The sequence below is a fragment of the Pseudomonas saponiphila genome (assembly GCF_900105185.1).
GTDB lineage: Bacteria > Pseudomonadota > Gammaproteobacteria > Pseudomonadales > Pseudomonadaceae > Aquipseudomonas > Aquipseudomonas saponiphila.
Genome location: NZ_FNTJ01000001.1, coordinates 1,872,901 through 1,886,474 on the forward strand (window position 1 = coordinate 1,872,901; position 13,574 = coordinate 1,886,474).

Annotated in this window: 1 protein-coding gene; it reads left to right on the plus strand. The window is 67.4% G+C overall.

Going from position 1 to position 13,574, the window contains the following annotated elements:
* Positions 1-283 precede the first annotated feature (283 nt).
* Complete coding sequence (locus tag BLV47_RS08990) at positions 284-13,300, plus strand: non-ribosomal peptide synthetase (protein ID WP_092312306.1); 13,017 nt, start codon at positions 284-286, stop codon at positions 13,298-13,300.
* The last annotated feature ends 274 nt before the right edge of the window (positions 13,301-13,574 follow it).

The window sequence follows — 13,574 nt, forward strand, 5'->3', positions numbered from 1 at the left end:
TGATTGTCAATTGAGAAAAAGAACTAATGCTCTCTAGCGGTGCAGATTGAGAACAGCGGCTCATTCAGGGGCCGGAGCGGGTCTTGCCAGGGCCGGTGGGGACTAATTATTTGCCGAGGTCATCCGTTCCCATGGGAGAAAGATTCCGGGCAGCAAGCCCGGGCGTGGCGCCTTGCGGATGCCTGTGACCTGTGGCCAAGCCGTTGATTGTCGGTGGGTGGCCAGGGGCATGGCAGGGCAGGGGCCGCTCTCCATCGCAAGCACACTCCTGGCAGGAAACCCCATGACGGACGCGTTCGAACTCCCCAGCACCCTGGCCCAAGCCCTTCAACGCCGGGCAGTCCTGGCCCCTGATCAAGTGGCGTTACGGTTTCTCGCCCAAGAGCAGGAGCAGAGCGTGGTCCTCAGTTACCGGGACCTGGACCTTCGCGCGCGAACCATTGCCGCAGCCCTGCAAGCCAACGCCCAGTTCGGCGACCGCGCGGTGCTGCTGTTCCCCAGCGGCCCGGACTACGTCGCGGCGTTCTTCGGTTGCCTGTACGCCGGGGTGATCGCGGTGCCGGCCTATCCGCCGGAGTCGACCCGGCGCCATCACCAGGAGCGGCTGCTGTCGATCCTGGCCGATGCCGAGCCACGGTTGCTGCTGACCAGTGCCGGGCTGCGGGACTCACTGTTGCAACTGGATGAACTCAAGGCCGCGGGCGCACCGCCACTGCTGTGCGTGGATACCCTGGCCCCCGGGCTGGCCGAAGATTGGCAGGCCGTTGAGCTCAAGGACGACGACATCGCCTTCCTGCAATACACCTCCGGCTCCACCGCGCTGCCCAAGGGCGTACAGGTCAGCCACGGCAACCTGGTGGCCAACGAACTGCTGATCCGCCGCGGCTTCGGCATCGATCTCAACCCGGACGATGTGATCGTCAGCTGGCTGCCGCTGTACCACGACATGGGCCTGATCGGCGGCCTGCTGCAACCGATCTTCAGCGGCGTGCCCTGCGTGCTGATGTCGCCGGCCTACTTCCTGGCGCGGCCCGTGCGCTGGCTGGAAGCGATCAGCGAGTATGGCGGCACCATCAGCGGCGGCCCGGATTTCGCCTACCGCCTGTGCAGCGAGCGGGTCAGCGAATCGGCCCTGGAGCGTCTCGACCTCAGCCGCTGGCGCGTGGCCTATTCAGGTTCGGAGCCGATCCGCCTCGACACCCTGGAAGGCTTTGCCGAAAAATTCAGCGCCAGCGGTTTTGCGCGCGACAACTTCCTGGCTTCCTACGGTCTGGCCGAGGCCACCCTGTTCGTCGCTGGCGGTGTACGCGGCCAGGGCATCCCGGCCTTGCACCTGGACGACCAGGCCCTGGCGCAGAACCGCGTGGAGCCGGGGCCGGGCAGCGCCATGATGAGTTGCGGTTTCAGCCAGCCTGAACACGCAGTGCTGGTGATGGACCCGCAACAGCTCAGCGAGCTGCCTGACAACCGCATCGGCGAAGTCTGGGCCGCCGGGCCAAGCATCGCCCATGGCTACTGGCGCAATCCCGAGGCCACGGCCAAGACCTTCGTCCAGCATGCCGGCCGCACCTGGCTGCGCACCGGCGACCTGGGCTTCCTGCGCGACGGTGAGCTGTTCATCACCGGGCGCCTGAAGGACCTGCTGATCGTGCGCGGGCACAACCTGTATCCCCAGGACATCGAAAAGACCATCGAGCGCGAAGTGGAAGTGGTGCGCAAGGGCCGGGTGGCGGCGTTCGCGGTCAGCGACCAGGGCCAGGAAGGCATCGGCATCGCCGCGGAAATCAGCCGCAGCGTGCAGAAGATCCTGCCCCCCGAGGCGCTGATCAAGGCCATTCGCCAGGCGGTGGCCGAAGCCTGCCAGGAAGCACCCAGCGTGGTGGTGCTGCTCAACCCCGGGGCCTTGCCGAAGACCTCCAGCGGCAAATTGCAGCGTTCCGCCTGCCGCACCCGGCTGGCCGATGGCAGCCTGGATCACTACGCGCTGTTCCCCCAGGCCGACGCCGCACCCGCCAGCGTTCAGGAAGCGTCCGACGACGCGCTGCAAAACCTGATCGGGCGGATCTGGCAGGAGCACCTGCAATGCGCCGCCGTGGCCGCCGACGATCACTTCTTCCTGCTGGGGGGCAACTCGATTGCCGCCACCCAGGTCACGGCCCGTCTGCGTGAGGAACTGGGCCTGGAGCTGAGCCTGCGGCTGCTGTTCGAGGCACCGACCCTGGGCGCCTTCACGGCCGCCGTGGCGCGCCTGCAACAGGACGGGGGCGTGGCCCAGGGCAGCATCCAGGCCCTGTCGCGCCAGCAGCCGCTGCCCCAATCCCTGGCGCAGAACCGCCTGTGGATCACCTGGCAACTGGACCCGCACAGCAGCGCCTACAACATTCCCGGCGGCCTGCGCCTGCGCGGCGAGCTGGACCTAGACGCCCTGCGCGCCAGCTTCCAGCACCTGCTGCAGCGCCACGAAGCGCTGCGTACGCGGTTCTTCGAGCGCGACGGCCAGGCCCTGCAACAGGTGGACGCGGCCGGTGAGTTCAACCTGCAGGTGATCGACCTCAGCGACCTGCCGCCGGCCGAGCGCGAAGCCCGGGCGCGGCAGATTCGCGAAGACGAAGCCCGCACCCAGTTCGACCTGGAAAAGGGCCCGCTGTACTGGGCGACCCTGGTGCGCCTGGACGATGAAGAGCACCAGTTGCTGCTGACCCTGCACCACATCATCGCCGACGGTTGGTCGCTGAATGTGCTGCTCGACGAGTTCTCCCGGCTCTATGCCGCTGCGGTTCAAGGCCAGGGCCTGGAACTGCCGCCCCTGACCCTGCAATACGCCGACTACGGCAGTTGGCAGCGCCAGTGGCTGGCCCAGGGTGAAGGCCAGCGCCAGCTGGACTACTGGAAGCAGCAACTGGCCGATGAGGCCCCGGTGCTCAGCCTGGCCACCGATCACCCGCGCTCGGCCCAGCTCCGCCACAGCGCCGCGCGCCACAGCCAACGCCTCGGTGTGACCCTCAGCGAGGCCGTGCGCCAGACCGCCCAGGCCTGGCAGGTCACGCCGTTCATGCTGTTGCTGGCCACTTTCCAGACCCTGCTGCATCGCTACAGCGGGCAGACCGAGATCCGCATCGGCGTGCCCAATGCCAACCGCCCGCGCCTGGAAACCCAGGGCCTGCTGGGCTTCTTCATCAATACCCAGGTTTTGCGCGGCCAACTGGATGGGCGCCAGACCTTCGCCGAGCTGCTGCAACAGGTTCGCAGCACCGTGCTCGAAGCCCAGGCTCACCAGGACCTGCCCTTCGAACAACTGCTCGAAGCCTTCCCCGAAGCCCGTGAACAGGGCCTGTTCCAGGTCATGTTCAACCATCAGCAGCGTGATCTTGGCGCCTTGCGCCGCCTGCCGGGGCTGCTGGCCGAAGAGCTGCCGTGGCACAGCCGCGAGGCCAAGTTCGACCTGCAACTGCACAGCGAGGAAGAGCGCAACGGCCGCCTGAGCCTGGCCTTCGACTACGCCGACGAACTGTTCGACGCGGCGACCATCGAGCGCCTGGCCGGGCATTTCATCAGCTTGCTGGAACACGCCTGCCAGCAACCGGACAGCGCCCTGGGCGACTTGCCGTTGCTCGGCAAGGCCGAAGCGGCGCAACTGCAGCAATGGAGCATGGCGCCCTGTGCGCCGGCCGAGCGTTGGTTGCCGGAACGTTTGCATGAACAACTGCAGCAGACCCCGGAGCGCACCGCGCTGGTGTGGGACGGCGGGCAGCTGAGCTTTGCCGAACTCCATGCCCAGGCCAACCGCCTGGCCCACTACCTGCGGGACAAGGGCGTGGGCCCGGACGTGTGCGTGGCCATCGCCGCCGAGCGTTCGCCGCAGCTGCTGATCGGCCTGTTGGCGATCATCAAGGCCGGTGGCGCCTACGTGCCCCTGGACCCGGATTACCCCGCCGAACGCCTGGCCTACATGCTCGCCGACAGCGGCGTGCAACTGCTGCTGACCCAGACCCACCTGCTCGACCAGATGCCCGAGGCTCCGGGCGTCAGTGCCATCGCCCTGGACAGCCTCAAGCTCGACAGCTGGCCGAGCCACGCCCCGGGCCTGCACCTGGACGGCGAGCACCTGGCCTATGTGATCTACACCTCCGGTTCCACCGGTCAGCCCAAGGGCGTGGGCAACACCCATCGCGCGCTGATGGAACGCCTGCAATGGATGCAGGACAGCTATCAATTGCAGCCCGACGATGTGCTGATGCAGAAGGCCCCCATCAGCTTCGACGTGTCGGTGTGGGAATGCTTCTGGCCGCTGATCAGCGGCTGCCGCCTGCTGCTCGCCGCCCCCGGCGAGCACCGCGATCCCCATCGCATCGCCCAGTTGGTCCAGGAATATGGCGTGACCACGCTGCACTTCGTGCCGCCGCTGTTGCAGCTGTTCGTCGATGAACCGCTGAGCGCTGAATGCCACAGCCTGCGCCGGGTGTTCTCCGGTGGCGAAGCCTTGCCCGCCGAGCTGCGCGACCGCCTGCTGGAGCTCTTGCCGAACGCGCAACTGCACAACCGTTACGGCCCGACCGAAACCGCGATCAACGTCACCCATTGGCCGTGCTCGGTCGATGATGGCTCGCGTTCGCCCATCGGTCGTCCGCTGGGCAATGTGCTGTGCCGGGTACTGGATGCCGAGCTCAACCCGCTGCCCGCCGGGGTTCCGGGTGAGCTGTGCATCAGCGGCCAGGGCCTGGCCCGGGGTTACCTGGGACGCCCGGCGCTGACCGCCGAGCGCTTTGTAGTCGACCCGCTGAGTGAGGAGGGCGCGCGCCTGTACCGCACCGGTGACCGCGTGCGCTGGTGCGCTGATGGCGTGCTGGAATACCTCGGTCGCCTCGACCAGCAGGTCAAGCTGCGGGGCTTTCGGGTTGAGCCGCAGGAAATCGAAGCGCGGCTGCTGGCCCAGGACGGCGTGGCCCAGGCCGCGGTGCTGGTGAGCGACACCGTCGCCGGCCCGCAGTTGATCGGCTACTACACCGCCCATGCCAGCGATGAAGACGAAACCCAATTCAGCGCCCGGCTGAAGGCCGCCCTGGCCGCCGAACTGCCGGAGTACATGGTGCCGGCGCAACTGCTGCGCCTGGAAGCCATGCCCCTGAGCCCCAGCGGCAAGCTCGACCGCCGGGCCCTGCCGGAGCCGCTATGGCAGGTGCGCGAGCACGTCGAACCGGGCACCGATCTGGAACGGCAGCTCGCCGCCATCTGGCGCGACGTGCTGGGCCAGCCACGGATCGGCCTCAAGGACGACTTCTTCGCCCTGGGCGGGCATTCGCTGCTGGCCACCCAGATCATCTCTCGCACCCGCCAGGCCTGCGATGTCGAGCTGCCGCTGCGGGCGCTGTTCGAAGCCAGCGAGCTGGGAGACTTTGCCGAGCAGGTGCTGCTGATCCAGCAGTCCGGCGCGCGCAACCAGCAGCCGCCGATGGCCCGGGTCGACCGCAGCCAGCCGGTGCCGCTGTCCTATTCCCAGCAGCGCATGTGGTTCCTCTGGCAGATGGAACCCGACAGCCCGGCCTACAACGTGGGCGGCATGGCGCGGCTGTCAGGGGTGCTGGACGTGGGGCGCTTCGAGGCGGCGTTGCAAGCGCTGATCCAGCGTCATGAAACCCTGCGTACCACCTTCCCCAGCGTCAACGGCGTGGCCCATCAGCAGGTGCACGCCGACAGCGGCCTGCGCATGGCCTGGAAGGATTTCTCCGCCCTGGCCCCGGATGCCCGGCAACAACGCCTGCAACAGCTGGCGGACAGCGAGGCGCACCAGCCCTTCGACCTGGAGACCGGCCCCTTGCTGCGCGCCTGCCTGGTCAAGGCCGGCGAGCAGGAACACTACTTCGTCCTGACCCTGCACCACATCGTCACCGAAGGCTGGGCCATGGACATCTTCGCCCGCGAATTGGGCGCGCTGTACGAAGCCTTCCTCGACGACCGCGAGTCGCCGCTGGAACCCTTGCCCGTGCAATACCTGGACTACAGCGTGTGGCAGCGCCAGTGGCTGGAGTCCGGCGAGCGCCAGCGCCAGCTGGATTACTGGACCGGGCAACTGGGCCGCGAACACCCGCTGCTGGAACTGCCCAGCGACCGGCCACGGCCGGCGGTGCAAAGCCACCAGGGCGAGCTGTACCGCTTCGACTTGAGCGACGAGCTGGCGGCCCGGGTGCGCACCTTCAATGCCGAACACGGCCTGACCCTGTTCATGACCATGACCGCCGCCCTGGCGCTGCTGCTCTACCGCTACAGCGGCCAGACTGACCTGCGCATCGGCGCGCCGGTGGCCAACCGCATCCGCCCGGAAAGCGAAGGGCTGATCGGCGCCTTCCTCAATACCCAGGTGCTGCGCTGCCAGCTCGATGGGCAGATGAGCGTCGGCCAGTTGCTGGAGCAGGTGCGCCACACGGTGATCGAGGGCCAGTCGCACCAGGACCTGCCGTTCGACCATCTGGTGGAAGCCTTGCAACCGCCGCGCAGCGCCGCCTACAACCCGCTGTTCCAGGTGATGTGCAACGTCCAGCGCTGGGAGTTCCAGCAAAGCCGGCAACTGGCGGGCATGACCGTGGAGTATCTGGTCAACGATGCCCGCGCCACCAAGTTCGACCTCAACCTGGAAGTCACCGACCTGGATCAGCGCCTGGGTTGCTGCCTGACCTACAGCACCGACCTGTTCGATGAGCCGCGTATTGCGCGCATGGCCGGTCATTGGCGCAACCTGCTGCAGGCCCTGATCGACGATCCGCAACGGCGCCTGTGCGAATTGCCGCTGCTGCACGCCGAGGAGCAGCAACAGCTGCTGGACAGCCTGAGCGCCGAGCCCGGCGAGCAACGCCTGGATCAGTGCATCCACCAGCTGTTCAGCGAGCAGGCCCTGGCCCGCGGCGATGCCCCGGCCCTGAGCTTCGCCGGGCAGACCCTGAGCTACAGCGAACTGGACAGCCGCGCCAATCGCCTGGCCTGGATGCTCCGTGAGCGCGGCGTGGGCCCGCAGGTGCGCGTCGGCCTGGCCCTGGAGCGTTCCCTGGAGATGGTCGTCGGCCTGCTGGCGATCCTCAAGGCCGGTGGCGCCTACGTGCCCCTGGACCCGGAATACCCCCTGGACCGCCTGCACTACATGATCGAAGACAGCGGCCTCGGCCTGCTGCTCAGCGATGCGCGGATGTTCACCGCCCTGGGCCAGTTGCCGGCGGGTGTCGGCCGTTGGTGCCTGGAGGAGGACGGTCCGCGCCTGGCCGACTACCCGGCCAGCGAGCTGCCGTTGATCAGCCTGCCGCAGCATCAGGCGTACCTGATCTACACCTCCGGCTCCACCGGCCAGCCCAAGGGCGTGGTGGTGTCCCACGGGGAAATCGCCATGCACTGCCGGGCGGTGATCCGCCGTTTCGGCATGCGCCCGGACGACTGCGAGCTGCATTTTTATTCCATCAACTTCGACGCCGCCACCGAGCGCTTGCTGGTGCCGCTGCTCAGCGGCGCCCAGGTGGTGCTGCGGGCCCAGGGCCAGTGGGACGCCGAAGAGATCTGCCAGCTGATCCGTCAGCACCGCATCAGCATCCTCGGCTTCACCCCGAGCTACGGCAGCCAACTGGCCCAGCATCTGGCCAGCCAGCAGCAGACCCTGCCGGTGCGCATGTGCATCACCGGTGGCGAAGCCCTGACCGGCGAGCACCTGCAACGCATCCGCGCGGCCTTCCAGCCGAGCCTGTTCTTCAACGCCTACGGCCCCACCGAAACCGTGGTCATGCCCCTGGCCAGCCTGGCGCCGCAGCAGTTGGCCGAAGGCGTGGCCAGTGTGCCGATCGGCAGTATCGTCGGGGCGCGGGTGGCCTACATTCTCGATGCCGATCTGGCGCTGGTGCCGCCCGGCGCCACCGGTGAGCTGTATGTCGGGGGGGCCGGGCTGGCCCAGGGTTATCACCGTCGTCCGGGGATGAGCGCCGAGCGTTTTGTCGCCGACCCGTTCGCCACGGATGGTGGGCGCCTGTACCGCACCGGCGATCTGGTGCGCCAGTGCGCCGACGGCCAGCTGGAGTACATCGGCCGGGTCGACCACCAAGTGAAGATCCGCGGTTTCCGCATCGAGCTGGGGGAGATCGAAACCCGCCTGCTGGATCATCCGGCCGTGCGCGAAGCGGTGGTGTTGGCCCTGGACACCCCGGCGGGCAAGCAGCTGGCCGCTTATCTGGTGAGCGAGGTGGCCGAGCACAACGAAGTGCAGCAGGCCAACCTGCGCGAAGCCCTCAAGCAGCAGCTGAAAACCCAGCTGCCGGACTACATGGTGCCGACCCACCTGATCCTGCTGGCCAGCATGCCGCTGACCGCCAACGGCAAGCTCGACCGCCGGGCCCTGCCAATGCCGGACCCGGAGCTCAATCGCCAGCAGTACGTGGCGCCGAGCAACGCGCTGGAGCAGACCCTGGCCAAGGTCTGGGGCGAAGTGCTGAACCTGCAGCAGGTGGGCCTCAACGACAATTTCTTCGAACTGGGGGGCGACTCGATCCTGTCGATCCAGGTGGTCAGCCGCGCCCGCCAACTGGGGCTGCACTTCACCCCGCGCGACCTGTTCCAGCACCAGACCGTGCAGACCCTGGCCCAGGTTGCCAGCCACACTCAACAGGTCAGCGCCGAGCAGGGTCAGCTCAGTGGCGAAGCGCCGCTGACACCGATCCAGCACTGGTTCTTCGACGCGGCCATTCCCCAGCCGCAGCACTGGAACCAGGCGCTGCTACTGGAGCCGCTGGGTGTGCTCGATGCGCAACTGCTTGAGCAAGCGCTGCTGGCGGTGCTGGAGCAGCACGACGCCCTGCGCCTGCGTTTCAAAGCGCTGGATGGGCAATGGCGCGCCGAGTACCTGCCGCTGTCCGACGCGCCGCTGCTGTGGCAAGTGCGGGTGCCGTCCATGGCCACCTGCGAGGCGCTGTTCGCCGATGCCCAGCGCAGCCTCGACCTGGAACACGGGCCGCTGCTGCGGGCGGTACTGGTGGACGGGCCGCAAGGCGAGCAACGCCTGCTGCTGGCCATCCACCACCTGGTGGTGGACGGCGTGTCCTGGCGCGTGCTGCTGGAGGATCTGCAGAACGCTTATCGCCAGCTGCAAGCCGGGCAGAGCCTGAGCCTGCCGGCCAAGACCAGCGCCCTGCGGGACTGGTCGAGCCGCCTGCAAGCCTATGCCGGCAGCGAATCCCTGCGTGAAGAACTCGGCTGGTGGCAACAGCAACTGGCCGGCCCGGCCGCGCAACTGCCGGGCCTGAATGCCGCTGGCCGCCAGCAGCATCAGCAGGCCCGCAGCCACAGCGTGACCCTGGATGCCGAGCGCACCCGGCAGTTGCTGCAACAGGCCCCGGCGGCCTACCGCACCCAGGTCAACGACCTGCTGCTGACCGCCCTGGCCCGGGTGCTGTGCCGCTGGAGCGGGCAGCCTTCGGCCCTGGTGCAACTGGAAGGTCACGGCCGTGAAGCGCTGTTCGACGAGATCGACCTGACCCGTACCGTGGGCTGGTTCACCAGCGCCTATCCGCTGCGCCTGACCCCGTTGCAGGTGGAAGAAGCGGCCGGGCAGGGCGCCTCGATCAAGGTCATCAAGGAACAACTGCGGGCCGTGCCGCACAAGGGCCTGGGCTACGGCGTGCTGCGCTACCTGGCCGATGACGCCTGCCGCGAAGCCTTGGCGGCGCTGCCGCTGGCGCCGGTGACCTTCAACTACCTGGGCCAGTTCGACCAGAGTTTTGGCGCCGATGCGCTGCTGCGTCCGCTGGACGAATCCGTCGGCCCGGCCCACGCCCCAGAGGCGCCGTTGCCCAACGAGCTGAGTATCGACAGCCAGGTCTACGGCGGCGAGCTGGTGCTGCGCTGGACCTACAGCGCCGAGCGCTTCGACGCCGAGCTGATCGGCGAACTGGCGGACGCCTACCTGAGTGAGCTGCAGAGTCTGATTGCCCATTGCCTGGGTGACGATGCCGGTGGCCTGACGCCGTCGGACTTCCCCCTGGCGCGCCTGACTCAGGCCCAGCTCGATGGCCTGCCGGTGCCGGCTGTGCAGATCGAGGACGTCTACCCGCTGACCCCGATGCAGGAAGGCATGCTGCTGCACACCCTGCTGGAGCCGGGCACCGGCCTGTACTACATGCAGGACCGCTACCGCATCAACAGCGAGCTGGACCCGCAGCGTTTCGCCCAGGCCTGGCAGGCGGTGGTGGCCCGGCATGAAGCGCTGCGCGCGTCGTTCTGCTGGAACGTCGGCGAAGACATGCTGCAGGTTATCCACAAGCCGGGCCGTACCCCGATCGAGTTCCTCGACTGGAGCGCGGTGCCCGAGGCCGAGCAGGAACCCAAGCTGCAAGCCCTGCATAAGCAGGAACGCGAGGCCGGTTTCGATCTGCTCAACCAGGCGCCGTTCCACCTGCGGCTGATCCGCGTCGGCGCCGCGCGCTACTGGTTCATGATGAGCAATCACCACATCCTCATCGATGCCTGGTGCCGCTCGCTGCTGATGAATGATTTCTTCGAGATCTACACCGCCCTCGGCGAACGCCGTGAGGCGCAACTGGCGGCGCCACCGCGTTACCGCGACTACATCGGCTGGCTGCAACACCAGAGCCTGTCCGAGGCGCGGCAGTGGTGGCGGCAGAACCTTGCAGGTTTCGAACGCACCACGCCGATCCCCAGCGACCGGCCATTCCTGCGCGAACACGCCGGTGACAGCGGCGGCATGATCGTCGGCGACTGTTACACCCGTCTCGATGCCCGGGACGGCGCGCAACTGCGCGAGTTGGCGCAGCAGCACCAGCTGACCGTCAACACCTTCGCCCAGGCGGCCTGGGCCCTGGTGCTGCGGCGCATGAGCGGTGAGCGCGACGTGCTGTTCGGGGTCACCGTGGCCGGGCGCCCGGTTGAGATGCCGGAGATGCAACGTACCGTTGGTTTGTTCATCAACAGCATCGCGCTGCGGGTCAAGCTGCCCGAAGAGGGCCAGCGTTGCAGCGTGCGCCAGTGGCTTGGCGACCTGCTCGACCGCAACATGCAGCTGCGTGAATACGAATACCTGCCGCTGGTGGCGATTCAGGAATGCAGTGAGCTGCCCAAGGGCCAGCCGCTGTTCGACAGCCTGTTCGTGTTCGAAAACGCCCCGGTGGAAGTCTCGGTGCTCGACCGCGCCCAGAGCCTGAACGCCAGTTCGGATTCCGGCCGTACTCACACCAACTTCCCGATCACTGCGGTGTGCTACCCGGGGGATGACCTGGGCCTGCACCTGTCCTACGACCAGCGCTACTTCGAACAGGCGACCATCGAGCGCATGCTCGGCGAGTTCAAGCGCTTGTTGCTGGCGTTGATGCAGGGTTTGCATGGCGACATGTCCGAACTGCCGCTGCTGGGTGCAGAGGAGCAGGACTTCCTGCTCGCCGGCTGCAATCAGAGCGCGCACCCGTATCCACTGGAGCGCAGCTACGTGGAGCTGTTCGAGGCTCAAGTGGCGGCGCACCCGCAGCGCGTGGCCGCCAGTTGCCTGGACCAGCGCCACAGCTACGCCGAGTTGAACCGCGACAGCAACCGCCTGGGTCATGCCTTGATCGCCCACGGCGTGGGCTTCGACCAACCCGTGGCCTTGCTGGCCGAGCGCGGCCTGGAACTCTTGGGCATGATCATCGGCAGCTTCAAGGCCGGGGCCGGCTACCTGCCCCTGGACCCGGGCCTGCCGAGCCAGCGTTTGGGGCGCATCATCGAGCTCAGCCGCACGCCGATCCTGGTGTGCACCGCGGCCTGCCACGAACAGGCTCTGGCCCTACTGGACGAATTCGCCTGCGCCGGGCGGCCACGGCTGCTGGTCTGGGAAGAACTGCAAGGCGCCGGGCATGCCGAAAGCAATCCGGGCCGCTATAGCGCGCCGGACAACCTGGCCTACGTGATCTACACCTCCGGTTCCACCGGCCTGCCCAAGGGCGTGATGGTGGAGCAGCGCGGCATGCTCAACAACCAACTGAGCAAGGTGCCGTACCTGCACTTGAGCGAGGCTGACGTGATCGCCCAGACCGCGTCCCAGAGCTTCGACATTTCGGTCTGGCAGTTCCTCGCCGCGCCGCTGTTCGGTGCCCGGGTCGACATCGTGCCCAATGCCATCGCCCACGATCCCCAGGGCCTACTGGCCCACGTCGAGGAGCAGGGCATCACGGTGCTGGAGAGCGTGCCGTCGCTGATCCAGGGCATGCTCGCCCAGGACGCCATCGCCCTGGAGAGCCTGCGCTGGATGCTGCCCACCGGCGAGGCCATGCCACCGGAACTGGCGCACCAATGGCTGCTGCGTTATCCACAGGTCGGTCTGGTGAACGCCTACGGTCCGGCGGAGTGTTCTGATGACGTGGCCTTCTTCCGGGTGGACCTGGCATCGACCCGGGGCGCCTACTTGCCCATCGGTACACCCACCGACAACAACCGGCTGTACCTGATGGACGAAGCCCTGGAGCTGGTGCCCCTGGGCGCCGTCGGCGAGCTGTGCGTAGCGGGCACCGGTGTCGGCCGTGGCTACGTCAGCGACCCATTGCGTACCGCGCTGGCCTTCGTGCCCCATCCGTTCGGTGCGGCGGGCGAACGCCTGTACCGCACTGGCGACCTGGCCCGCCGGCGCAGCGATGGGGTGCTGGAATACGTCGGCCGGATCGACCATCAGGTGAAGATCCGTGGCTACCGCATCGAGTTGGGCGAGATTGAAGCGCGCCTGCACGAACAGCCGGAAATCCGCGATGCCGCCGTGGGCGTGCAGGAAGGGGCCAACGGCAAGCATCTGGTGGGCTACCTGGTGGCCAGTGACTCAAGCCTGAGCCCGAGCGAATGCCTGGAGCGGATCAAACCGCGGCTGCGCGCCGAACTGCCCGAATACATGGTGCCGCTGCACTGGCTGTGGCTTGCGCGCCTGCCGCTCAACGCCAACGGCAAGCTCGACCGCAAGGCCCTGCCGGCCCTGGAGATCGGCCAGTTGCAGAGCCAGGACTATCAAGCCCCGAGCAGCGAACTGGAGCAGACCCTGACGGACATCTGGGCCGAGGTGCTCAAGGTCGAACGGGTGGGCGTGCGCGACAACTTCTTCGAGTTGGGCGGGCATTCCCTGCTGGCGACCCAGATCGCCTCGCGGGTGCAGAAAACCCTGCAACGCAACGTACCGCTGCGGGCCATGTTCGAGTGCAGCACGGTGCAGGAACTTGCTGCGTACATCGAAGGCCTGGGTGCCAATGCAATCAGCGAGGAAAAGGTGGACCGGCTGAGCGACCTGATGGCCGAGCTGGAGGGCCTATAGAACGATTGTGGCGAGGGAGCTTGCTCCCGCTGGGTGGCGCAGCCACCCCAATGGCTGCACCTCGTTCCTTCAGGAAGATCGCAGACTCAGGTTTTACGGCCGCTGCCCAATCGAGCGGTCGGAATGCCTTCCCGTGGCGAGGGAGCTTGCTCCCGCTGGGTGGCGCAGCCACCCCAATGGCTGCACCTCGTTCCTTCAGGAGGATCGCAGACTCAGGTTTTACGGCCGCTGCGCGCCCGAGCGGGAGCAAGCTCCCTCGCCACCAGGGTGGCTT

What these genes read in the sequence shown, in the direction of transcription:
- BLV47_RS08990 (WP_092312306.1), top strand. Translation starts at nt 284, where the DNA reads ATGACGGACGCGTTCGAACTCCCCAGCACCCTGGCCCAAGCCCTTCAA.